The organism is Parahaliea mediterranea (assembly GCF_003402235.1).
In the GTDB taxonomy this organism is placed as follows: Bacteria; Pseudomonadota; Gammaproteobacteria; order Pseudomonadales; family Halieaceae; genus Parahaliea; species Parahaliea mediterranea.
Map to the genome: position 1 here is coordinate 548,524 of NZ_QEWO01000003.1, position 21,748 is coordinate 570,271.

18 protein-coding genes are annotated in these 21,748 nt (G+C 65.5%); 4 read left to right on the top strand and 14 right to left on the bottom strand.

Annotated features, from left to right (window positions below; translation table 11 throughout):
- Positions 1 to 54: 54 nt before the first annotated feature.
- Together DDZ17_RS11885 and DDZ17_RS11890 are read left to right on the top strand one after the other, a co-directional pair.
- Complete coding sequence (locus DDZ17_RS11885; protein ID WP_116367087.1) at positions 55 to 600, top strand: RNA polymerase sigma factor; 546 nt, start codon at positions 55 to 57, stop codon at positions 598 to 600.
- Positions 597 to 2,774 (top strand): vWA domain-containing protein, encoded by a 2,178-nt coding sequence (locus tag DDZ17_RS11890; protein ID WP_241505864.1) that lies wholly within the window; start codon positions 597 to 599, stop codon positions 2,772 to 2,774. The genes DDZ17_RS11885 and DDZ17_RS11890 overlap by 4 nt, the downstream gene beginning before the upstream one ends.
- A 110-nt stretch (positions 2,775 to 2,884) precedes the next feature.
- On the opposite strand, the gene DDZ17_RS11895 is transcribed toward DDZ17_RS11890, so the two are convergent.
- The 9 genes from DDZ17_RS11895 to DDZ17_RS11935 form a co-directional block, all read right to left on the bottom strand.
- Positions 2,885 to 4,204: a M20/M25/M40 family metallo-hydrolase gene (locus DDZ17_RS11895; protein ID WP_116367089.1), complete on the bottom strand. Its 1,320-nt coding sequence runs from the start codon at positions 4,202 to 4,204 to the stop codon at positions 2,885 to 2,887.
- Positions 4,205 to 4,208: 4 nt separating this feature from the next.
- On the bottom strand, positions 4,209 to 4,700 hold the full coding sequence (locus DDZ17_RS11900; RefSeq protein WP_116367091.1) for a MarR family winged helix-turn-helix transcriptional regulator: 492 nt from the start codon (positions 4,698 to 4,700) through the stop codon (positions 4,209 to 4,211).
- An 85-nt stretch (positions 4,701 to 4,785) separates the two neighbouring features.
- Positions 4,786 to 6,120, bottom strand: a complete 1,335-nt coding sequence (locus DDZ17_RS11905) for a M24 family metallopeptidase (protein ID WP_116367093.1) — start codon at positions 6,118 to 6,120, stop codon at positions 4,786 to 4,788.
- Positions 6,121 to 6,161: 41 nt separating this feature from the next.
- Entirely contained in the window at positions 6,162 to 7,544 is a 1,383-nt protein-coding gene (locus DDZ17_RS11910; RefSeq protein WP_206613533.1) for a M24 family metallopeptidase, read from the bottom strand.
- A gap of 23 nt (positions 7,545 to 7,567) precedes the next feature.
- On the bottom strand, positions 7,568 to 8,953 hold the full coding sequence (locus tag DDZ17_RS11915; protein WP_116367095.1) for a M24 family metallopeptidase: 1,386 nt from the start codon (positions 8,951 to 8,953) through the stop codon (positions 7,568 to 7,570).
- A gap of 40 nt (positions 8,954 to 8,993) precedes the next feature.
- Positions 8,994 to 10,301, bottom strand: a complete 1,308-nt coding sequence (locus DDZ17_RS11920) for a M24 family metallopeptidase (RefSeq protein ID WP_116367097.1) — start codon at positions 10,299 to 10,301, stop codon at positions 8,994 to 8,996.
- A 4-nt stretch (positions 10,302 to 10,305) separates the two neighbouring features.
- Complete coding sequence (locus DDZ17_RS11925; RefSeq protein WP_116367099.1) at positions 10,306 to 11,742, bottom strand: M20/M25/M40 family metallo-hydrolase; 1,437 nt, start codon at positions 11,740 to 11,742, stop codon at positions 10,306 to 10,308.
- Between the two features lie 83 nt (positions 11,743 to 11,825).
- A complete protein-coding gene (locus DDZ17_RS11930; RefSeq protein ID WP_116367101.1) occupies positions 11,826 to 14,834 on the bottom strand; it encodes a TonB-dependent receptor domain-containing protein in 3,009 nt (1,002 codons plus the stop codon).
- A gap of 71 nt (positions 14,835 to 14,905) precedes the next feature.
- Positions 14,906 to 16,633: an alpha/beta hydrolase-fold protein gene (locus tag DDZ17_RS11935; protein ID WP_116367103.1), complete on the bottom strand. Its 1,728-nt coding sequence runs from the start codon at positions 16,631 to 16,633 to the stop codon at positions 14,906 to 14,908.
- A gap of 101 nt (positions 16,634 to 16,734) precedes the next feature.
- Here DDZ17_RS11935 and DDZ17_RS22425 point away from each other — a divergent pair, with 101 nt between their 5' ends.
- Entirely contained in the window at positions 16,735 to 16,947 is a 213-nt protein-coding gene (locus DDZ17_RS22425) for a hypothetical protein (RefSeq protein ID WP_157976601.1), read from the top strand.
- A gap of 38 nt (positions 16,948 to 16,985) precedes the next feature.
- Here DDZ17_RS22425 and DDZ17_RS11940 read toward each other — a convergent pair whose 3' ends face one another.
- The 5 genes from DDZ17_RS11940 to DDZ17_RS11960 all read right to left on the bottom strand — a co-directional run bounded on the left by DDZ17_RS11940 (position 16,986) and on the right by DDZ17_RS11960 (position 19,798).
- Positions 16,986 to 17,360 (bottom strand): HigA family addiction module antitoxin, encoded by a 375-nt coding sequence (locus DDZ17_RS11940; RefSeq protein ID WP_157976602.1) that lies wholly within the window; start codon positions 17,358 to 17,360, stop codon positions 16,986 to 16,988.
- Positions 17,353 to 18,387 (bottom strand): SPFH domain-containing protein, encoded by a 1,035-nt coding sequence (locus DDZ17_RS11945; protein ID WP_116367107.1) that lies wholly within the window; start codon positions 18,385 to 18,387, stop codon positions 17,353 to 17,355. Before DDZ17_RS11945 ends, DDZ17_RS11940 begins: the two co-directional genes overlap by 8 nt.
- Positions 18,388 to 18,396: 9 nt before the next feature.
- The gene (locus DDZ17_RS11950; RefSeq protein WP_157976603.1) at positions 18,397 to 18,843 is read right to left on the bottom strand and encodes an NfeD family protein; all 447 of its coding nucleotides are present in this window, start codon (positions 18,841 to 18,843) and stop codon (positions 18,397 to 18,399) included.
- Positions 18,844 to 18,950: 107 nt separating this feature from the next.
- Entirely contained in the window at positions 18,951 to 19,262 is a 312-nt protein-coding gene (locus tag DDZ17_RS11955; protein ID WP_157976604.1) for a DUF4156 domain-containing protein, read from the bottom strand.
- A gap of 26 nt (positions 19,263 to 19,288) precedes the next feature.
- A complete protein-coding gene (locus tag DDZ17_RS11960) occupies positions 19,289 to 19,798 on the bottom strand; it encodes a thermonuclease family protein (RefSeq protein WP_116367113.1) in 510 nt (169 codons plus the stop codon).
- 96 nt (positions 19,799 to 19,894) lie between these two features.
- Between DDZ17_RS11960 and DDZ17_RS11965 the strand changes: the two genes are divergently transcribed.
- The gene (locus tag DDZ17_RS11965; RefSeq protein WP_116367115.1) at positions 19,895 to 21,610 is read left to right on the top strand and encodes an alpha/beta fold hydrolase; all 1,716 of its coding nucleotides are present in this window, start codon (positions 19,895 to 19,897) and stop codon (positions 21,608 to 21,610) included.
- Positions 21,611 to 21,748 lie beyond the last annotated feature (138 nt).

A 21,748-nucleotide genomic window follows, 5' to 3' on the forward strand; every position in this document is an offset into this window, starting at 1 on the left:
GCCAAGGAAATGGCCCAGCGCGCCGTCTAAGTCCCAAACAGCCACAGGCCGGCCATGAACAGCGACCTTCAGGACAGGATCAGGCGCGCCCAGCGCGGCGACCGGGACGCCTTTGCGCGCCTGGTGGAGGATCACTACGCCCTGATGTTCCGCTTTGCCCTGAAATACAGTGGCCAGCGCGCCGACGCCGAGGACATCACCCAGCAGGCCTGCATCAAACTGGCCCGCGCCCTTGGGCAGTTCCGCTTTCAGGCCGCCTTCACCACCTGGCTGTATCGACTGGTGGTGAACTGCGCCCTGGACTGGCAGCGCGCCCGCCAATCGGGCGCGGGTGCGGGCGAGCGGGGGCACGCAGACGCCGCCACCGACATCCTCACCGAAGGCGGCCCCGACAGCGCCCTCTACCTGCGCCAGGTGCTGGGCCAGGTGCAGGCCATGGGCGAGGGCTACTACGAGGCCCTGGTACTGGTGCTGGGCGAGGGCTTCAGCCACGCCGAGGCCGCGGCGGTGCTGGAGGTGAAGGAGTCCACCGTGTCCTGGCGCCTGCATGAAATCCGCAAACGGCTGCAGCCGGAACAGCAGCCGGGAGTTGAGGTATGAACGACGACGAACTCAGGCAGCATTTTGTCGACTGCGACGCCCCCCCCGAGCCCCGCGCGCAGCAGCAGGCCGTGGCCGCCGCCGTGGCCGCCGCCCTGGCCGCCTTTGACGAGGTGCAGGCCGATCAAAAAACCACCGCCGGCGCCCAAGGAAGCACCGCCGACGAGCGTCTTACTCCCGAACCACCACCCCACGGGAGCAAGATCATGTCACTGTTTAGCGCGCAAAGCTCATCGCAATCAGCTGGGCCTTCATCTGAGTCCTCATCTGGGCATTCATCAAAGCCATCATCAAAAACCGCGTCCGCACCGTCACCGGCAAAACGCTGGGTGTACAGCGGCCTGGCCAGTGCCGCCATGCTGGTGCTGGCGGTATTCATCACCACCCAGGTACCCTGGCAGGGCGGCATGGGGCCTCTACCCTCCCCCGCCGAGGAAGCAACCGGGAAAGCAACAGGAAAAGCAGCGCACAACACCGCCACGCTGGACGACCACGCCGCCGGGCAACCGGCACTGGAAGAAGTAGCCTCGGCCGAATCGTCCCGGCCATTTTTGCGCCGCGCCCCGGCCACCGATGCCGCCGGCGAGGCCCAGATCAGCGGGATGATCGCCGAAAACGAGGCCCCCCGCCCGGCAGCCAAACGCCTGGCGGCCCAGGCCCAGTCCGGCAATATCGAGCAGCGGCGCGCCGCGCCGGCCATGGCCGCCGCCGCGGCGCCCATTGAAGGCATTGTGCCCCCCGGCTACCAGGACAACGGCCGCGACCGCTTCAGCCCCGCACAGGCCAACCCCGTCAAGCGGGTGAGCGAAGCGCCGGTGTCCACCTTCTCCATTGATGTGGATACCGCCGCGTACAGCTTTGTTCGGCGCATGCTGAACCAGGGCGTGCTGCCACAGAAGGACGCCGTGCGGGTGGAGGAGCTGATCAACTACTTCCCCTACGACTACCCGCAGCCCGAGGGCCGCAGCGCGCCCTTTGGCACCACCGTGTCGGTGCTGGACGCCCCCTGGAAGCAGGGCAACAAGCTGGTGCACATCGGCATCCAGGGCTATGCGCTGCAGGGCGCGCAGCCGCGCTCCAACCTGGTCTTTCTGCTGGATGTGTCCGGCTCCATGAACAGCCCCGACAAGCTGCCGCTGGTGAAGCAGTCCATGGCCCTGCTGCTGTCGCGGCTGCAGAGCGAGGACACGGTGTCCATCGTGGTGTATGCCGGCGCTGCCGGCACCGTGCTGGAGCCCACGCCGGTAAAGGACAAGCAGACCATTCTCAACGCCCTGAACCGCCTGCAGGCCGGCGGCTCCACCGCCGGAGCCGAGGGCATCCAGCTTGCCTACCAGCTGGCGGAATCACAGTTTATCGAAGGCGGAGTGAACCGCATCGTGCTGGCCACCGACGGCGACTTCAACGTGGGCCTGCAGAGCCCCGAGGCACTCAAGGGCTTTGTGGAGCGCAAGCGCGAGAGCGGTGTATACCTGTCGGTGCTGGGCTTTGGCCAGGGCAACTACCACGATGCCCTGATGCAGGAGCTGGCCCAGAACGGCAACGGCGTGGCGGCCTACATCGACACCCTGGGCGAGGCGCAGAAGGTGCTGGTGCACGAGGCCACCTCCACCCTCTTTCCCATTGCCAGCGATGTAAAAATCCAGGTGGAATTCAACCCGGACACCGTCAGCGAATACCGCCTGATCGGCTATGAAACCCGCCAGCTGGCGGAGGAAGACTTCAACAACGACGCGGTGGACGCCGGCGACATTGGCGCCGGCCACAGCGTGACCGCCATCTACGAGATCACCCCGGCGGGCAGCGACAGCGGGGTTTTTGAACCCTCACGCTATGGCGACCGGGCGCTGGCGCCGGCCAGCGCCAGCACGGCTGGCGAGTACGGCTTCCTGAAGCTGCGCTACAAGCTGCCCGGAGAACAGCGCTCGCAGCTGATCAGCCAGGCGATTGCCGTGAATGCCCCGCCCGCCGATGCCACGCAGTTGCAGGAGGCCCGCTTTGCCACCGCAGTGGCTGGCTTCGGCGAGCTGCTGCGCGGCGGCAAGTACACCGGCAGCTGGCACTACGCGGATGCGCTGGCGCTGGCCCAGGCCAATCGCGGCGACGACCCCTACGGCTACCGGGCGGAGCTGGTGCAGCTGATCCGCAAGGCGGAAGTGGCCCAGGCGATGTAAGACGGTGTAACGCGATGTAAGGCGGTGTAAGGCGGTGTAAGGGGATAGGGGATAGGGGATGCAAGGCGATCACCCAACGCCCGCGATAAACACCGGGGCGGCCGCCGCGCTCAGGGCGCCGCGCCGCCCAGTATCACCGAGAGCAAAAACACATGCCGGCTGGTGCGCTGCAGGGTGGGAATGTCGGCCCACTCCTGCGGGTAGCCGCGCCGGCCGCCCCGCTCGGACCCGATCTGGATGGCCGGGGTGCCACCGGCCACCGCAATGTTCATGTTGGACGAGCCGCGGTTGTCGATGCGCGGACTGCTGCCCAGGTAGTGCGACACCGCCTCGGCACTTCTCACCAGCTGCGATTCCCGCGCCCCGGCAATCTGCCCCGGGGGCAGGGTGCTCACCGCCTCCAGCGCAAAACTCACCGGCAGCTCGGCTTCTATCGCCGCCAGGGTGCGCCGCACGTCGTCTTCGAGCATGGCCAGGTGGCCCGCCTCAAGGGCGCGAACATCCAGCGAAAACCACCCCGTCTCCGGCCGGTGGTTGAACACCGCACCGCTGTCCAGCACCGCCACGTTCAGCCAGGCCACCGCTGCCCCATCCACCGGCGCCGGCAGGGGCAGTTGCAGCAGGCGGTCCACGGCGCGGCCAATGGCCTGGTTGATATTGGGCGTGCCGCCCTCCAAGGTGTGGCCGCCCTCGCCCCGGGCCGTTACGCGCCACCAGTGAATGCCGATGCCGCCGTACTCGATTACCTCGCCCTCGCCCAGCACATCAACAAAACCGATAGCGCGCTCGCGATAGTCCCGGTACAGCTCGCGCATGCCCAGCAGGCCGGTTTCCTCGCCGGCCACGGCGGCAAACACAATGTCGTGCCGGGGCTTCAGGCCGCTGTGCTGCCAAGCGCCCGCCGCTGCCAGCAGCGCGGCGGTGGTGAGTGAGGTATTGCTGCCGGGGCCAACCACCCGCTCACCACTCACCCGTGGCGGGTGAGCAGCGGCGCGCTGGTGCTGCGCCACGGTGGCCAGGTCATCCAGGGTGGACACAAACACCAACGCCTTGCCCGAGGTGCCCGCAATGCGCCCCACCACATTGTTCACCGGGGATACCCGCACATCCACCAGCCCCGCTGCGCGCATGGCGCCGGCCACAAAGTGGGCGCGCTCCTGCTCCTGGCCCGATGGCGCGATGATGGCCCCAATGTCCGCCAGTTGCCGGGCACTGTGGTCGCGGTGGGCGTCCAGCCAGTTGAGCCCCCGGCGCACCTGCGCCTGCTGCGCGGTGGCAGTGACGGTTGCCACCGTCACTTCGGCGGGCTGTGCCGCGCCGGCTTCCTGCGCGGCGCTGGCGGGGCCAGGGCCCAGCAGGCAGAGCGCGCCCAGGGTCAGGGCGCGGGCGGCGGCACACAGGCCGGGGCAATGCGGCAACAGGCGCTTCACAGGGCTACTCGATGGGCAGTTTGTTGAGGTTGATGACGATCTCGCGCAGGGTGTGGGTCAGCTCCCGCAGCCGCTCCTCGCTGATGCCCTGCACGGCGCGCTGCAACTGGCGGTCGCCCAGCTCGATGATGCGCTGGGCAACCACCTTGCCCTGCTCGGTCAGCGCCACGTTGACCAGGCGCGAATCCGCCGCGTCCACCTGCTGGCTCACGTAGCCCGCCTCGCGCAGGCGGGCCAGGGCGCGGGTGGTGGTGGAACGTTTGATCAGCGCATTGCGCGACAGCTCCTTGATATTGATGGGGCTCTGCCGGTGCAGGGTGGTCAGGATGCGGTAGGCGGTGCGATCCAGGCCCAGGCGAGCCGCTGCGCGGTCGAGGTCTTCGTGGTAGTAGAAGTCCGCGTGGGCCATCAGGTAGAAGGGCGCGCTGAACAGGTCATGCTGCGCGGTAAGAAACTCCAGCTCCGGTGGAATCTCCGGAAGTTTGTCTTTTGTCATGCTCTAACCAGATGCGTGTTGGACTGTCTGCCGCCACTACGGTATGTGCACCGCATCATACCGTAGTGGCAGGCCATCGACAGGCTCAGTCTGAGTGGATCAGGTGGAAGCGCTGTTGCCGCCCGTCGAGGTAGTTCACCGTCTTGCCGTCAAAGAAGGCGTCTTCTTCCAGCATGATGCGGATTTCCTTGTCCCACTCGGGAATGTAGGTGGCCGCGTTCAGTTCGATGGAGTAGGCCGTGTTGGGGTACAGGGGGTAATCGCCCTTCACCGGCAGGCCCTCCTGCGCGTCCCACATGCCGATGGTGGGCCCGGCGGCATGGCCGTGGAAGCCCAGCGGGTGAGTGTAGATGGCGGGCTTGATGCCCTCTTCAATGGCCTGCTGGCGAGCCCGCTTGAGGATCTCGTTGCCACTGCGTCCGGTCTTGAACTCGGCGGTGAGAATGTCCTGCAGGCGGTTGCCGTTTGCCAGTGCTTTTACCAGGCTGGCCGGCGCTCCGGTTTCGCCGCTCTTGAGCACGTAGGCATGCTGTTGCTGGTCGGTGTTCAGGCGCAGGTAGGTGATGCCGAAGTCGACGTGGATCAGGTCGCCGCTCTGGATCACGTTCTCGCCCGGGCGCTTGCTGAAGGCCTTGATCTGGTCGAACTGCTCGCCGTCGGCGCGCTGGATGGACACCGTGGGGTGGAACCAGTTGCCCACGCCCAGCGCCACGCTCTGATCGCGCAGCCACCACACCACGTCGTCGGTGGTGGTTTTGCCGGGGGTGACCACCTCGTTGGAAAACGCGGTGGCAATCAGCCGGTGGCCGATCTCCACCAGCTGGGGGTAGTACTGCATTTCCAGTTCGCTGCGGGTTTCCAGCCAGGCAATCGCCAGGTTCTGGGCGGGCACCACGCGCTCGCGCAGCGGTTGCGGCAGCGCCGCCATGAATTTGCGGTATTCGGTGCTGCTCATGCCGTCGGCCAGGGCAAAGTGCTCAGAGGCGTTGATGGCAATCTTGGCCGGATTGCGCTTGGCAATCACATCCACCAGCGCCTGCCACTGGTCTGGCTGGGCCTCTTTGTCCCAGGCTTTTTCAAACAGGTCGCCCACTGCGTAGCGGGCCACGGCCAGCCGCTCCAGGGGCTTGCCCTGGCCCGGGTCGTAAATCACCAGCATGGTGTGGCGCCGCGCCGAGACCCAGGTGGAGGGCAGCATGGTTTTGATCACCGGGTCTTCGTTGTATTCCCGCGACATGATGACCCACATATCCACGCCTTCCCGGCGCATCAGCGCGGGCAGCACCTGCTCAAAACGCTGGTGCAGGATGCGATCGATAATGTCGCTGCGCTCACGCATGTTGGCAATGTTGGCGACGTCCGCCGCCGCGGCCGCGCCGCTGAGCAGCAGCGCGGCAATCAGTGTAACTAGTCGTTGCATGGTTTTACCTGGTTGGGTTTGAACGTTAAATGTGTGGGTTGTCAGCGCCGCGGAATCAGCAGCAGCTCCGTCTGGCGGCCGTCGATGTACTCAAACTGCTCGCCATCAAAGTAGCCGTCCACTTCCAGCATGAAGCGGCCCTGCTGGCCGTTCCATTCCGGCACAGCCTCTATGGCGTTGAGTTCGATGGAATAGGCGGTGTGGGCGCGCATCGGGTAGTCGCCAGTGCCGGGGTTGCCGTCCTGCTGTTCCCAGGAGCCAATGGCCGGGCCGGCGCCGTGGCCGTGCACGCCAATGGGGTGGGTGTAGATGGTGGGCGCAAGCCCTTGCCTGATGGCGCGTTTGCGGGACTCGGCCAGAATCTCGTTGCCGGTTTTGCCCACGGCAAAGCTCTCGGTGAGGGCATCCTGCACCCGGTTGGCCGCCGCCAGCCCCTGGCGCAGGCCCTGCGGCGCGCGTTGCTCGCCGGGGCGCAACACGTAGGCCATCATCTGGGTGTCGGTTTTCAGGCCCATGTAGTCCATGCAGAAGTCCACATGCAGCAAATCCCCGGGCAGGATGACGTTGCCGTTTTCCAGCACCATTTTTTCGATGTCGAAGGTGCCCATGCCGGCGCGCTGCACCGACACGCTGGGCTGACACCAGTAATCCAGCTTGAGGCCGGCCAGGGTTTCGCGGTACCACCAGACCACATCGTCGGTGGTGGTTACGCCGGGGGTAATCACTTCCTCGGACAGGCCGCGCTCCACCACCCGGTGGGCAATGCGCATGATGGTGCCGTAGGCGGCCATTTCCTCGGGGATGCGGCTTTCCAGCCACCCCACCGCCAGGCGGTCGTCGCTGGTCAGGCGCTGGCTGTAGGTCTCGCCCAGGCTCTGTTGCAGTTCGCGGTACTGGCTGACGCTGAGGCCATCGGCCAGGGGAAAGGTGGCGGAGATGTTGACCGCAATACGCGCCGGATCGCGCTCGGCCACCAGTTCAGCAAGGCGCTGCCACTGGTCTGGCTGGGTGTCGGGGTCCCAGGCGGAGGGGAACAGGTCACCCACCGGATAGCGCGCCACCGCCAGGCGCTCCACGCCCGTTTTACCGTCTGAGCCGCCATCAATGTCGCCGCCGCGATCATGGAACACCAGCACCATGCGCCGCCGGGCAGACACCCAGGTCGCCGGCAGCATGGATTCCAGCACCGGGTCTTCGTTGTATTCCCGGGCAATCACCAGCCACATATCCACGCCGGCCTCGCGCATCAGCGCGGGCACAATGCGGTCCAGGCGGGCTTTTACCCAGCGGTCCTGCGCCTGGGCGCGCTGGCGCAGGGGCAGAATACCCGGCATCAGGGGCTCGGCCACCTGCACCGGCATGGCGGCGGTGTCGGCCTGTGCCACCGGTGCCACCAGCAGGCCCGCGATGGCAGCAGCGCCCATGGTTCGCGTCCAGCGCGCGGCCCTCATTGGGCACCACCAATCAGGTGAAAGCGGGTTTGCCGGCCGTCCACATAGCGCACGGTCTTGCCGTCGAAGAAGGCATCCTCCTCGGTCTTGAAGTCCACCAGCTGGCCATCCCACTCCGGCACCGCGTGCTGCGCCTTCAGTTCAATGGACCAGGCGGTGTTGGGCTGCACCGGGTATTCGCCGGTGGGCACATGGTGCTGGTTTTCGCTGAGGCCGATGGAGGCCCCCGCGCCGTGGCCGTGGTAGCCAATGGGGTGGGTGTAGATGGTGGGCGCAAGGCCCTGGGCGATGGCGTTCTCCCGGGCAATGCGCAGGGTTTCGTTGCCGCTGCGCCCCACCTTGAAGGCGTCGGTCAGGGCGTCCTGCACGCGGTTGTTGGCCAGCAGGCCGGCCTTCAGCCCGGCCGGCGCGTCGCGCTCGCCGGGTTGTAGCACGTAGGCCACGTGCTGGGTGTCGGTACTGTAGCCCAGATAGACAATGCCAAAATCCACCCGCAGCATGTCGCCGCGCTGGATGGGCGCCGCCGCTTCGCGGATCACCCCCTGGACCCCGCGCCGGGTGATTTCCACCGAGGGGTGAAACCAGGACGCAAGGCCCAGGTTGTTGACCCGTTGCCGGTACCACCACACCAGGTCTTCGTTGGTGGTAACGCCGGGCTGGATGACATCGGTGCTGAAACCCTCGCCGATAATGGCGTGGGCAATGCGCACAATGTCGCCATACAGCGCCGCCTCGGTGGCGGTGCGCGTTTCCAGCCAGCCGATGGCCAGCGGGTAGGCCGACACCACGCGGCTGTCCATGCCCGCCGGCAGGGCCGCCATCAGCGCGCTGTACTGGGTGTGGGTAAGGCCATCGGCGAAGGCCGACAGGTGGGAGGTGTTAATGGCAATGCGCGCGGGGTTGCGTTCGGCGACAATCTCACCCAGGCGGGCCCACTGGTCTGGCTGGGCCGCCATGTCCCAGGCCGGCTCGTACAGGCCGTTCATGCCGTGCTTGTTGACCACCAGTTTTTCCAGCGGTTTGCCTTCGCCCGGGTCGAAGAACACCAGCATCGTGCGGCGGCGGGCGCGCAGGTTGCGCGCATCCAGCATCGTGGTAATCACCGGGTCTTCGTTGTATTCCCGGGCCAGCACGATCCACATGTCCACGCCGTGCTGGCGCATGAGCTGCGGCAGCAGGGTGTCCAGGCGCTCGCGCAGCAGCTCGTCGCGCAGGGTCGCCTGCTCGCGCAGCGGCAGTATGTCCGGCAGCGCAGGGCGCAGCTCGGCCTCGCCCTGCGCTGGCGCGGCGGCACTGGCCAGTGGTGCCAGGCCCAGTGTTGCCAGGCCCAGGGCCGCGGCGGCAATGGCCGCACCGGCGGCCAGGCGAATGTGCTGTTTCATTGCGGTGTCTCCAGGGTCAGGTCGCGATTGCCGTTCACGCTCAGCCCATGGGCTCATCGATGCGCTCGGGCGGTGTGGAGAACCAGCGCGGACCCTCGTCGGTGATATACAGGCAGTCTTCCAGGCGCACGCCGTACTTGCCGGGGATGTAAATACCCGGCTCGTTCGACAGGCACATGCCGGCAACCAGGGGCGTGTCCTCGTTGCGCACGAAGTTGATGGGCTCGTGGATATCCAGGCCAATGCCATGGCCGGTGCGGTGCGACAGGCCCGGCAGCCGGTAGTCGGGGCCGTAGCCCAGGGTCTCGTAGTACGAGCGGACCGCGATATCCACTTCCCTGGCAGGGGTGCCGGGTTTGGCGGTGGCAAAGGCGATGTCCTGCCCGCGGCGCACCTGCTGCCACAGTTTGCGCTGCTCGGCATTGGGCTCGCCAAACACAAAGGTGCGGGAAATATCCGAGCGATAGCCCCCCACGCTGCAGCCAAAGTCCATCAGCACCACCTGGCCTTCGGCCACGTATTCCGGCTCTTTGGACCCATGGGGCAGCGCGCTGCCCTTGCCCACCTGGGCGCCGCCGGCGGGCGAGTCGCCCCCCAGCCGGCTCTGGGCCTGGAACATCAGCGCCGCGATGGCGGCGTTGTCCATGCCCGCCTGTACCAGCGGGTACACCGCGCGGTAGGCGGCCACGGTGACATCGGCGGCCAGCTGCATCAGCGCCAGCTCGGCCGCCGACTTGACGGTGCGACAGCCGTTGACCAGCCCCACCGCGGTGGTGTGGCGGATATCCGGCGCCGCCTGTTGCAGGCGATGGGCAATGAAGTGCCGCACCGCCTCGTCCAGGGCGATGGTTTTGATTTTGCGCGAAGGCTGCTTGAGCCAGTCACCCAGCAGAACGAAGGGGTCTTCGTCTTCCTCCCAGGTCAGCACGTTGGCGGGGGTTTTCGCATGCGCGCCTGCCTGTGCATCCAGCAGTTCGCGCAGGCGGTCTTCCTCAAAGGCCGGAGTGATAAAGGCCAGGCCGCCATCGGCCATGATCAGCGCGGCGGTAATCCGCTCGCTGATCCACCACTCGATCCCGGTGAAGTACACCAGGCTGGAGCCCGGCTCGATGAGCACGGCATCCACCCCGCTGTGGCGCATCAGCGCGCCCAGCTTGTCGCGGCGCGCGCGGCGCTCGGCGGCGCCAATGGGCTGGGCGCCGGTGGTGATGGAGCTAAGGCTGGCCAGTGCCGGCGGCAAGGTGGCGCCGGGTGCCGGGGCCGCCGTGCCTGCCTGCAGTGGCGCCGCCGCGCCGGCAGCCGCCAGTGCGGCCCCGGCCGATACAAACTGCCTGCGCGATAGTGTCATGGTGTCATTCCTCCCCGCCGACCCGGCGCATTATGTAGTTCCAGTAATCCATCTCGCGATAGAAGGATGCCAGCGGAATACGCTCGTTGATACCGTGGGCGCGGCTGTCGTCCGGGCGCACCAGGGCCAGGCTGCCGGCGCCGTACACAGGGATGCCCGCGCGGCGGTATTCGCGCCCTTCGGTGCCGCCAGATGACATGCTTGGCTGCAGGGTGATGCCCGGGTAGTTCAGCGCAACACCGGCCTGCAGAATGGCGGTCACGTCTTCACGAATGGGCGAGGCCGGGCTCTCCACCGCCTCGCGGCCGAGGGTCATGCCGATGGCGTCGTTATCGATGGTGTCGGCCAGCACCTGTTGCACATGCTCTACGCCACCGGTGTCCGGCAGAATGCGGCAGTTGACGGTGGCAATGGCATCCTGGGGCAGTGCGTTCTCGGCGTGGCCGGCCTCCAGCATGGTGGCCACGCAGGTGGTCCACAGCATGTTGGCGTACTGCGGGTGGCGCTGCATCACGGCAATGGCCTGGGCGTTGGCCGGGTCTTCCAGCAGGGTGGTGAGGGCCGCGCCCACCTCGCCGCCTTCGCGCGCGATCACGTCCTCGGCCATGGAGCGGGTGATGGGGTTGAACTGCACCGGAAACTGCAGCCCCTGCAGCGCCACCAGGGCGTGGGCCAGCTCATAGATGGCGTTGTCGGGCCGCGGCACACTGCTGTGGCCGCCCGGGTTGCGCGCGTGCAGGCGGAAGGTGGCGAAGGTTTTCTCCGCCGCCTGCATGGAGAAGGCCAGCGGCGTGCCGTCTTTGGCAATGCTGCCGCCGCCGGCATCGGAATTCAGGGCGTATTCGGCGTCGCGCACGTAGGGGTGCTTGAGAATTTCCCGGGTGGTCAGCATGCCGGTTTCTTCGTCGCCCGAGAAGGCCAGCACCAGATCGCGCGTGGGCGCAAAGCCCGACTGTTTCAGGTCGATGAAGGTGGAGACCAGCAGCGCCACGCCGAACTTGTTGTCCTGGGCGCCACGGCCGTACAGGTAGCCGTCTTTCTCGGTGGCGCTGAAGGGGTCGGTGTTCCAGTTGCCGGCAATGGCATCCACCACATCCATGTGGGCCAGAAAGGCCACCGGCGGCCCGGCGGGAATGCCGGCGGCCGGGTAGCGCACGATCAGCCCGCTGGTTTGCTCGCCCTCAATCTCCAGCGGCACGCGTACTATATCCTCGGCGGCAAAGCCGCCTGCGCGCAGTTGCGCAACAAGCACGTCGATCATCGCCGGCACTTGCCCCTGCCCCTTGGCGGTGCGATAGCCGATCAGCTGCTCCAGCAGCTCGCGGGCTTCATCGCGGTCTTGGTCTGACACTGCGGCCTGGGTGGGCGTGGCGAACATCGTCCCGGCCAGGGTGGCGGCCAGCACAGCGCCGCCCAGCAGGTTTTTGCACGGAATCGGCATGGTTCGTCCTCTTGATGAATGAAAAAAAGGGGTGGCTCCAACACAACATTGGACAGCCACCCCACACGGCTCTCGTACAGGGGTTAGAAGAGCTCGAAAGTCAGACTCATGAAGATGGTGCGACCCACCGCGTCGTAGAACTGCGGGTAGGTGTTGCCGTTGCCGCCGTCTTCAATGGCGGCGGTGGTGGTCAGCGGCGGATCACGGTCCAGCAGATTGTTGATGCCGGCGCGCAGGGTGATGTTGTCGTTGACCATGTAGCCTGCGGACAGGTCCAGGTAGTTGCGCTCATCCAGGGTCTTGTTGACCGCGGCGAAGCTGCCGGACAGGGCCGGTTGCGAGCTGGTCTGGGCGATATCCACGGAGGAGATGTAACGCCAGGTCAGCGCCACGGACAGATCCCACGGGGTTACCCAGTTGGCGCGCATTTTGTGACGCCATTCGGGGCGCGGGCGACCGCAGAGACCGCCGTACAGGCCGGTGCAGTCGTAGATTTCATCACCGGTGGAGTTGGGCAGCGGGGTGGAGGTGAATTCGTCCAGCAAGGTACCGACAAAGTTCACCGACACATCGCCCAGGTTGCCAACGTCGAAGCCGTAGTCCACGGTCAGGTCAAAGCCCTTGGTTTCCAGCGAGCCGGTGTTGATGTTGAAGCGCTCGAAGTAGCCGTCGTCAAACAGGAACAGGGAGCCGCCCTGGCCGCGATTGATCAGGCCGCAGAAGTAGCTGTCGCCGGTTTCCAGGCAGTTGTTCATCGCCAGGTTGGGGTTGACGCTGCCCACCAGGTCTTCCACTTCAATGTCGAAGTAGTCCACCGACACGGTCAGGCCCGGGATCATCTCGGGGCTGTACACCAGGCCGAAGGAGTAGGTGTTGGCCGTCTCCGGGTTCAGGTCCTGGTTGCCACCCACCAGCGTGTTGAACTGGCCGGCCGGGTTGTCCTGGATGTTGCCGTACTGGGCCGCGGTGACGCCGGTGCGCATGCACTGCTCCAGGGATGCCCAGGGGTTGGCGCCGGAACAGGGGTCGAAGGAGCCGTTGGGCAGCTGGGTGAGGTCAACTTCAAACTTCTGCTGCGAGGAGAACAGCTCGATCACGTTCGGCGCACGCACTGCCCGCTGGAAGCTGCCGCGCAGGCGCAGGTCGGACACCGGCGCCCAGTTCAAGCCCAGCTTGAAGGTGTCGGTGGTGAAGCCGGAACTGTAGTCGGAATAGCGGTAGGCGCCTTCCAGCGACAGCATGTCGATCATGGTGACACCGTCGATCAGCGGCACGTTTACCTCGGCAAACACTTCGTTCACCGAAACATCGCCGCTGATGGGCAGCTCGGGGGTAACCGCGGTGGCGTAGATTTCGTCGGGGCGGTAGTCCAGGGTGTTTTCCCGGTACTCGTAACCGCCGGCCACGCCAACGCCGTAATCCGCCCAGGGCGATTTGATGCCGTACTCGCCGAGGTCACCGTTGACGGAGAACACCAGGTTCTTCATGGAGGTGTCGCCGGTAATGCCCTTGTTTTCCAGCACGTAGGCGGTGGCTTCGGGCGAGGCGAAATCAGCGCCGAAGTAATCCAGCGGCAGACAGCCCGCGTCGTCGTTCAGGGCGCTGGCGTCGGCATTGATGGAGCAGACCGGCTGGCCGAAGGTGGACGAGCCCGGGCGCTGGTCGATCACCGCGTTCAGGGCATTGGCCAGGCGGAAGCGGTTGGCATCGCCCGTGAAGCGGCTGGTGTAGGACACGTTCGCGTAGGAGGCGAACAGGTCGTAGTTGAAGGCGCCGGCCAGCTTGCCGTCGGTGCCAAGCACCACGCGGAAGCTTTCGTGGCGCAGCTCGTCCTGGCGCGGGCCACCTTCCAGGTTGCGGCGGCGTACCAGGATGCCCTCGGCCACGTCTTCGGGGCCTACATAATTGCCGGCGTCGTCGTAGATGCTGCCGCTGGACAGGCCGGCGGCGCCGCAGAGGAAGTCCTTCTGCTGGTCGCTGAGCAGGGCGTTGTCGCAGTTCAGGCCGCCGAGGTCACCGTAGATGCCGCCCTGCACGGTGCCGGGGGCGATTTGGGCGGTGGAGCGGTCGTCCATGAAGCTCATTTCCATGTACGGGTTTACATGGTCGTTGATTTTATAGTTGGCCAGGGCGCCGAAGGTGTAGCGCTTGTCGGGGCGCTGGTAGTAGTTGAAGGGCGCGTAGTTAAATACGGTGTTGCCCTCGACAAACTCGCCGTTGTTAACGCCAAAGGCGGTGGGCACGCCGTTCAGGCCCAGGGTGTTGGACATGTTGGCCGGGTAGCTGTAGCCGGAGCCGCCGCAGGCATACTGCTCGCCGCGCTCGCCAGCGGTGGCCAGGGCGCAGGAGGAGTAGTCGCGATCGCTCTGCAGGATGGCGTCCACTTCGCGGTAGGTGGCGTATACGGTGATGTTGCCGCGGCCATCGTCCACGTTGGTACCCATCACCAGAGAGTAATCCTGGCTGTGGCCGTCCCACACGGTGGAGTCGGGCTTGGCAAAGCCGTTCTCGTCCAGCAGGCGCTCCATGGTGGAGTTGTCGTTGCCGTGCTGGGCCGTGCTCTGGTTGACGGTGAACTTGATGCCTTCAAAGTCGTCGATCAGCTTGAAGTTCACCACTCCCGCGATGGCGTCGGAGCCGTACACCGCCGAGGCGCCGCCGGTGAGCACTTCCACGTTCTGGATCAGGTCGGTGGGGATCTGGTTGAGGTCGGAAGGCACCGACTTGGGCGAACCGTAGGGCAGGCGGCGGCCGTTCACCAGCACCAGGGTGCGCTCTGGCGACAGGCCGCGCAGGTCAACCTGGGCGGTGCCGGTGGCCTCGTTGGACGCGCTGGAACCCTGGGCCGCGAACACCTGCGGCAGGGCGTTGACCAGATCTTCCGCGCGCATCACGCCGCGGGCCTGGAATTCCTCGGCGCCCACGGTGGTGATGGGGCTGACGCTCTCGGCGTTGGGCGAGCGAATGCGCGAACCGGTGACCACCACCTCTTCGATGGCGGGCGCGGCGCTGTTCTGCGCCACCGCCGGCCCGGCGAGGGCGGCGTAGATGGATGTCGTCGCCAGTGCGGCGAACTTACCTTGCTTGTTCATTGGAATTACCCCCTATAGGTAATAATGGGAGGCGCGCAGCCTCCTGCTACTGTTGCTACCAAGGCGTGTGCTTATTGATATCGCCAGCTTGTCAAATCAGCGCCTTGCGGGGCGGCTGCTTCAATACGTTCCAGGATGCGCGGCACATAGAACGTGTTGTACCGGAGTCGGGATACGGCATTCGGGTTGTCGTGGTCGCCATTCCAGCAGTGCTCGGCGCGATCGCCGTAGTCCACCACGCCTTCATAGGGCGGGTCGGCCCGCTGCAGGAATTCTTCGGTCAGGTACACGGCGTTGTTCAGGTAGTAGTTGTCCATGTCGCCGGTGTAGATGTGGATCTTGCCCTGCAACTTGGGCCCCAGGGTGGCCCAGTCGCGCTCCATGATGTAGCGCAGGTCGTAGTTCTGGCGCCAGTACTCGGCCACTTCGCGGTCGATCTCGCCGGTGCGCTTGTCCCAGATGGGTTTGGGGTAGCCATCATCGCCATTGGGCGAGAACACCGCCTGCCAGACATCCCACTGCTGGCCGGAGCGGGTGTTGTCGCCCAGCACCAGTTCCCAGCGGTTTTCCATTTCCATGTAGCGGGATATGTGGCCCAGGTAGTTGCGGTGCGACGGCCGCGGAATGCGCGCGAAGGGGCCTTCGCGGTAATAGGCGTTATCGTCTTCGTACAGGTTCACGGTCATGAACTGGCGGAAGTCGATCGGGTCCGGGCAGGCGGCAAAGGCGCCGTTGTACTCATCGGGGTACTTCACCTGCACGCCCAGCGCTTCCCAGCCACCGGTGGAGCCGCCGTACACAAAGCGCGCCCAGCCTTCGCCCAGGCCGCGGAAGGCCTTCTCGATGGCCGGCACCAGTTCAAAGGTAATGGCGTCGCCATAGGGGCCGAGGTTGGCGGAGTTCACCGCGTAGCTGTCGTCGTAGTACGGGTTGCTGTGGTCGATCTCCACGATCAGCATGCGCGGCGCATCGTCGGAAACCCAGTACTGGTAGAAGTCGTAGGCCTCTTGCGCTTCGATGCGGTTGTAGCAATCCAGGTCAAAGCGCTTGCTGTACACGCACTCTGCGTTGGGGTCTGGCTTGTCGGTGCTGAAGCCACCGAAGTCCGCGGGGAAGTGGCCGTGGAAGATGGCCAGCGGATAGCGCGCCTCCGGGTGCTTGTCGAAATCCTTGGGCACCAGCACGTGGGCGCGCAGGAAGACATCGGTGCCCCAGAACTCAGACAGCTTCTCGCTGCGGATCTTGATATGGCGCACAAACTCGGTGTCTTTCGGCTCTTCAATGGCCGGGTTCACCTGATCCAGAACCACCGGGATGGTGGCCTTGCCGGCGGGGTCAAAGCTCACCTTGCGCGGCTCGCTGTAGAGGTTGCCCGGTTCCTTGCGCCAGTTCTGGCCGGCGCCGCGGGCGGCAGGCAGCTTGACCGTTTTGCCGTTGGCGAGGGTGTAGGTGTCGTATTTGTGCAGCACGGCCTGCACGTAGTAATCGCCCTTGGGCACCTCCGACAGATTCAGCGCCGGAAAGCCGAGCACATCATCGCCAATGCGCGCACTGGCGCCGGGCGCCATGCCATCGACATTAATGCCCAGAATCTGGGCGGCATCAAAATCGGCGCTCACCTGATCGCGGGGCTCTTTGTCGCCCTGCGCGGCCAGAATCAGAATCAGCCGGCCATCGTAGGCCGCCTGCGGCGCCTGCTTGCCCAGCGTCAGCTCAAAGCTGTCTGCCTGAGCCCCCAGGCTGGTGGCGCAAACACCGGCCAACAGCAGGCCGCGGCCTGCCCATGCTCTTATCCCCATCGACGTCTCCTGCCTGTTGTTGTGGCCTTTGAGACCACTGGATTATTCAGCGTCGCGGCAGATGTAACCATTTTCACATATTTATGGTCAAGTATTTGGTCATGAAAATGTCACAGGACACCCCGCCGGTTGAACAGGTAAACCGCTGCGGCGGATGGTCAGGTCGGCGGGTCAGTAAAAAAGCGGAAACAGGATTGCGGGGCGGTGATTGCGGTGAGCAGGGGCAGTGGCGCTTTATTCCCTTGCTGGTCGCAGCACTGCAAGCGCGGCATGCGCCGCAGGGCAGTAGAGATGAGCAAGAGAGGGAAGAGTGACAGGGAACGGCGCTGACGCTACCCGCCCCCAAGGCTGCCTAGCGGGACGCCCTGAACTCCTCGGCCATTTGCAGCAGGCCGACAATGGCCGGATCATCGGCGCCCAGCTCGTCGGCGGCATCCAGTGGCTGCACCAAGTTCAGACGCGACGGCGACAGCCCCTCCCGCGCCTGGGCCACATCCCAGCGCATCTGCGCCAGCAACCAGAATTCTGCAGGCAGCGCGCCGTCGGTCACGCGCTCCAGCAGCAGGGCCATTTTCGGCGTGATGTTGCGCTTACCCTTGACCAGCTCGTTCACCGGCTGGGGCTGGTTGAAGCCCAGCATCCTGGCCAGCTGCGACTGGGAGCACGCCCCCGGCTGCAGCACCAGTGCATCCACCAGGGCACCGGGATGGCTAGCGCTCTTACTCACGGCCGCGCGCTTTTCCATCGGTGGCGCCTGTGGCGCCCGCCGCCGGCGCACTGGCCGACCCGGCATTATCTAGCAAGTGCCGGTAACCACCGATGAAGGAGGCGAGATCGGTGGCGCTGTGGGGCATCCACACTACGTTGTCGTTCTTCGCCATTTGGTCCAGGGTTTCCATGTAGCGAATGCCGATCAGGTAGTCGGCAAAATCCGCCGCCATCACATCCTTCACCAGTTGCAACTTGCGCTGCTCCGCCAGCGCCAGGCGCTCGATGGCGCTGGCCTCACCCTCGGCCTCCAGCACAAAGGCCCGCTGCTCGCCCTCGGCGGTGGCGATGCGCGCATCCCGTTCGCCTTCGGCCCGCAGCACCTCCGCACGCTTGAAGCCCTCGGCCTCGGTCACCCGGGCGCGGCGTTCACGCTCGGCCTTCATCTGCTGTTCCATGGCTGAGAGCACATCCGCCGGCGGAATGATGTCCTGCACCTCCACCCGGTTCACCTTGATCCCCCAGGACTGGGCGGCGGAGCCGATGGTTTCCACCAGGCTGGCGTTGATCTTCTCCCGCGAAGTGAGGGTGTCGTCCAGGTCCATCTCGCCAATCACGTTACGCAGGGTGGTCTGGGTGAGGGTTTCCAGCGCGATGGGCAGGTTCTCAATTTCATAGACCGCATCCCGCGCCACCGTGATCTGGAAATACACCACCGCATCCACCTGAATGCCCACGTTGTCGCGGGTAATCACCGACTGGGAGGGAAAGTCGTACACCTGCTCGCGCAGGTCGAGGTTGGTAATGGTGGTCACCTCGAAGAACTTGTGGCCATCCGCCTTCACCGTGCGGCGCCAGGGAATCTGGCGGGGCTGGTCCACCACCGGGATGATGATGTTCAGCCCCGGCTCCAGCGTCTTGTGGTAACGCCCGAGGCGCTCGATCATCATCACCGACTGCTCCGGCACAATGCGAATGCCCTTCACCAGCAGGGTGATCACAAAGAGGGCGATAAACCCGAGTATTACCATTGCTGCAACTGTCATGTGCCCTCCTTAGCGTGGCAACCGCTTCACAATCAACGTAGAAGTGCGAACGCCCACCACCTCGGCGGCGTCGCCCTCCATCAAATCGTCTTCGCTTTCCAGCGCCCAGCGCGAATCGCGAAACACCGTGTAATACGCGCCGCCCACATCGGGACTGTCCATCACCGTTACCTGCTTGCCCACCATGCCGTGAACACCAAAGCGCGGGGTATCGTCCGACTTCATGAACGTGCGCAGGGCCAGCGGCCGAATGCCGACAAAAAACACCAGCGCCCCCAGCGCGTAGGCCGCCAGCGCCCAGCCCAGCTCGCCACCCAGGTAATGCCCCAGCGCGGCACACAGCGCGCCAAAACCCAGGCCCGCCAGCACAAAGCCCGGCACAAAGATTTCCGCCGTAAACAACAGCACGGCGGCAATGATCCAGATGTGCCAGGGGCTAAGACCGAGTATTGTCATGCGCATATCATCCTTACATGCGTAATATGCAAACTAGGATAGATGAAATCCACGCGATGTCAACGGGAGCGGTTGCTCGCCCGCAGCGCCACTCACAGCCGTCCAACTTAAAGCCCGCAGCGGTACACCCCAAACACCTGTTCGCCCTTGGCGTTAATGCCGCTCTCGGCGCTAATGGTATCCGCGCCCATGCGCGCGGCGGCGTTGCGGGCGAGGGTGCTGAGTTCAGCCGCGACTTTTTCGGAGTTGCGATCGATGCTCGCCACCGAGGACCGGGTGGCCGAGGTGGTGCTGCCCAGGCGCTTGCAGGACGTTGGCACCTTGGATACCACGGTGACGGTTTTGCCCTCTTTACTGAGGTCGACCCAGGTGCAGGCCGCCAGGGGCAAAAGCAGAGCGGCGGCAAGAATGAAACGCATGATAGAACTCCTGATAATAACGGTGCTTATGGACGGCCAGACCCCGCCTGCCATTCCCACGGCGGCACGGGGTTTGTGTCCACCCACAGGCCGCGGCGGGCCCGGCGAGCGGCACTTTCCAGGCGGCCGAGCTCCAGGTCGTAGGGGGCGCTGCGGGTGTCCCACCAGGCGCAGCCGCGCTGGATGAGCAGTTGACTGACTGGCCGGGATGCCAGATAGACCTCGCTGACCAGGGTCTGTTCCCGGCTGCGCATATCTGCGCTCAAGCGCACGCTGCGCCCACCCACCAACTCCTCGAGGCAGCGGCGGGCGCCCTCGCCAAAGGGCTGGCTCGGCTGCGGTGCGTCCACCCCGCGCAGGCGGACAAGGTGGCGCTGGTTGTCGCTGTCCACCACCACCAGGGTGTCGCCTTCCACCACCCGGCTTACGCCAACCTGCAAATTGGCAGGTGGCGCGGGTGCCGGCGCCTCGGGGCTGGTGGCACAGGCAGCGAGCAGCGCGATCGCGCCTGGCAGCAGGTAGCGTAGGCGGTGCATGCCGGTTCATCCTCCCTGATGCTGGCGGCCCACCATGACAGGGCCGCCCGATTGCGTCAGTATCCGGTATTCCAGCCGCCCTGCACAGGAGCCCCCATGCCGATCTTGCGCCCGCCCCGCCTTGCCCTGTCTGTCACCGCCTGCTGCGCCCTGTGGCTGTGGGCCGCCCTCGCCCAGGCCGCGCCGGCAGCGTGGCCAACACCCCAGCAAGGCGACCTCACCCTGCGCGACTTTCGCTACGACGATGGCAAGGTGGGCGACCTGCGCCAGCACTACACCACCCTCGGCCAGCCCCGTCGCGATGGCAAGGGCCGGGTTACCAACGCGGTGCTGATCATGCACGGCACCACCGGCAGCGGCGCCGGCTTTTTGAGCGAGCGCTACGCCGGCGTTCTGTTTGGCGAGGGCGAACTGCTGGACGCCTCGCGCTATTACATCATCCTCACCGACGCCATCGGCCACGGCCAGTCCAGCCGGCCCAGCGACGGCCAGGCGGCGGACTTTCCCAACTACACCTACGATGACATGGTGCGCGCCCAGTACCGGCTGCTCACCGAGCACCTTGGTGTGAACCACCTGCGCCTGGTCACCGGCACCTCGATGGGCGGCATGCTGAGCTGGGTGTGGGGCTACACCTACCCCGACTTCATGGACGCACTGCTGCCCCTAGCGAGCCTGCCGGTGGAGATTGCCGGGCGCAACCGCATGCAGCGCAAGATGATTATCGACGCGGTGAAGAACGACCCTCACTACAACGGCGGCTTTTACCAGGAGCAGCCCGCCGGCCTGCGCGAGGCCATGTACCCGCTTATCTTTATGGTCTCAAGCCCCCTGCAGTACCAGCGAGAGGCCCCCACCCGGGAGGCCGCCGAAGCCAAGCTGGAGGCACTGGTGGAGCGCTACAGCGCCAGCATGGACGCCAACAACCTGACCTACGCCTTCGACGCCTCGCGCTTTTACAACCCGGCGCCCCACCTCGGCAAGATCAGCGCGCCGCTGCTGGCCATAAACTCCGCCGACGATCAGGTAAACCCGCCGGAACTGGGCCTGCTGGAAGCGCACATTGCCGAGGTTCCCCGTGGCGAGGCCGTCACCCTCGACATCACCCCCCTCACCCGCGGCCACGGCACCCACTCCCTGCCCAGTATCTGGGGGCCCTATCTGGCACGCTTTCTGACACAGACCGCCGTTGGCGAAGAACAGGGCGCGCGCAACAACCACGCCAAGCAGATCAGTCCACACCTGAGCGCCCCCGACGCACCCGCCTGGCAGCAGCAGGCCCCGGCGCAGTTTGTCGCCCGCTTCGAAACTACCGAGGGCCTGTTTCGCATCCAGGTGGAACGGGCGCTGGCGCCGAAGGGCGCCGATCGCTTCTACCAGCTGGTGCGCAACGGCTACTACGATGGCGTGCACATCAATCGCGTGGTGCCGGGCTTTATCGCCCAGTTCGGCGTGCACGGCACACCGGCCATACAGGCCATTTGGAAAAACCGCCACCTCACCGACGACCCGGTAAACACCAGCAACCAGCGTGGCACCGTGGCCTTCGCCATGACCGGGCCGGACACCCGCAGCACCCAGGTTTACATCAACACCGCGGACAACAGCCGCCTCGACAGCAGCGGCTTTGCCCCCTTTGGCAGCGTCATCGAAGGCATGGATGTGGTGGATGCCCTCTACGGCCTGTACGGCGAGAACGCCGGCGGCGGCCTGCGCGGCGGCCAGCAGGGGCCACTGGAAGCCGGCGGCAGCGACTACCTCAACCGCGAATATCCGCTGCTGGACTTTATTGTGCGGGCGGCGGTGGAGTAGCTGCACCCACTCCGAGCGCCAAGCCGCAAACTTCAGCACATGCACGGCAAACCGGCCATGGTTTAACTTTTCAGTGGCATCCGCTTTGCCAATGGCCGCGTATTCCCGAAGATAAACCACTGGCCTGCAACCCTAATC

Coding starts and splice junctions, on each gene's coding strand:
- DDZ17_RS11885 (WP_116367087.1), top strand. CDS start 55: ATGAACAGCGACCTTCAGGACAGGATCAGGCGCGCCCAGCGCGGCGAC.
- DDZ17_RS11890 (WP_241505864.1), top strand. CDS start 597: ATGAACGACGACGAACTCAGGCAGCATTTTGTCGACTGCGACGCCCCC.
- DDZ17_RS11900 (WP_116367091.1), bottom strand. CDS start 4,700: ATGACAAAAGACAAACTTCCGGAGATTCCACCGGAGCTGGAGTTTCTT.
- DDZ17_RS11905 (WP_116367093.1), bottom strand. CDS start 6,120: ATGCAACGACTAGTTACACTGATTGCCGCGCTGCTGCTCAGCGGCGCG.
- DDZ17_RS11910 (WP_206613533.1), bottom strand. CDS start 7,544: ATGGGCGCTGCTGCCATCGCGGGCCTGCTGGTGGCACCGGTGGCACAG.
- DDZ17_RS11915 (WP_116367095.1), bottom strand. CDS start 8,953: ATGAAACAGCACATTCGCCTGGCCGCCGGTGCGGCCATTGCCGCCGCG.
- DDZ17_RS11920 (WP_116367097.1), bottom strand. CDS start 10,301: ATGACACTATCGCGCAGGCAGTTTGTATCGGCCGGGGCCGCACTGGCG.
- DDZ17_RS11925 (WP_116367099.1), bottom strand. CDS start 11,742: ATGCCGATTCCGTGCAAAAACCTGCTGGGCGGCGCTGTGCTGGCCGCC.
- DDZ17_RS11930 (WP_116367101.1), bottom strand. CDS start 14,834: ATGAACAAGCAAGGTAAGTTCGCCGCACTGGCGACGACATCCATCTAC.
- DDZ17_RS11935 (WP_116367103.1), bottom strand. CDS start 16,633: ATGGGGATAAGAGCATGGGCAGGCCGCGGCCTGCTGTTGGCCGGTGTT.
- DDZ17_RS22425 (WP_157976601.1), top strand. CDS start 16,735: ATGAAAATGTCACAGGACACCCCGCCGGTTGAACAGGTAAACCGCTGC.
- DDZ17_RS11945 (WP_116367107.1), bottom strand. CDS start 18,387: ATGACAGTTGCAGCAATGGTAATACTCGGGTTTATCGCCCTCTTTGTG.
- DDZ17_RS11950 (WP_157976603.1), bottom strand. CDS start 18,843: ATGACAATACTCGGTCTTAGCCCCTGGCACATCTGGATCATTGCCGCC.
- DDZ17_RS11955 (WP_157976604.1), bottom strand. CDS start 19,262: ATGCGTTTCATTCTTGCCGCCGCTCTGCTTTTGCCCCTGGCGGCCTGC.
- DDZ17_RS11960 (WP_116367113.1), bottom strand. CDS start 19,798: ATGCACCGCCTACGCTACCTGCTGCCAGGCGCGATCGCGCTGCTCGCT.
- DDZ17_RS11965 (WP_116367115.1), top strand. CDS start 19,895: ATGCCGATCTTGCGCCCGCCCCGCCTTGCCCTGTCTGTCACCGCCTGC.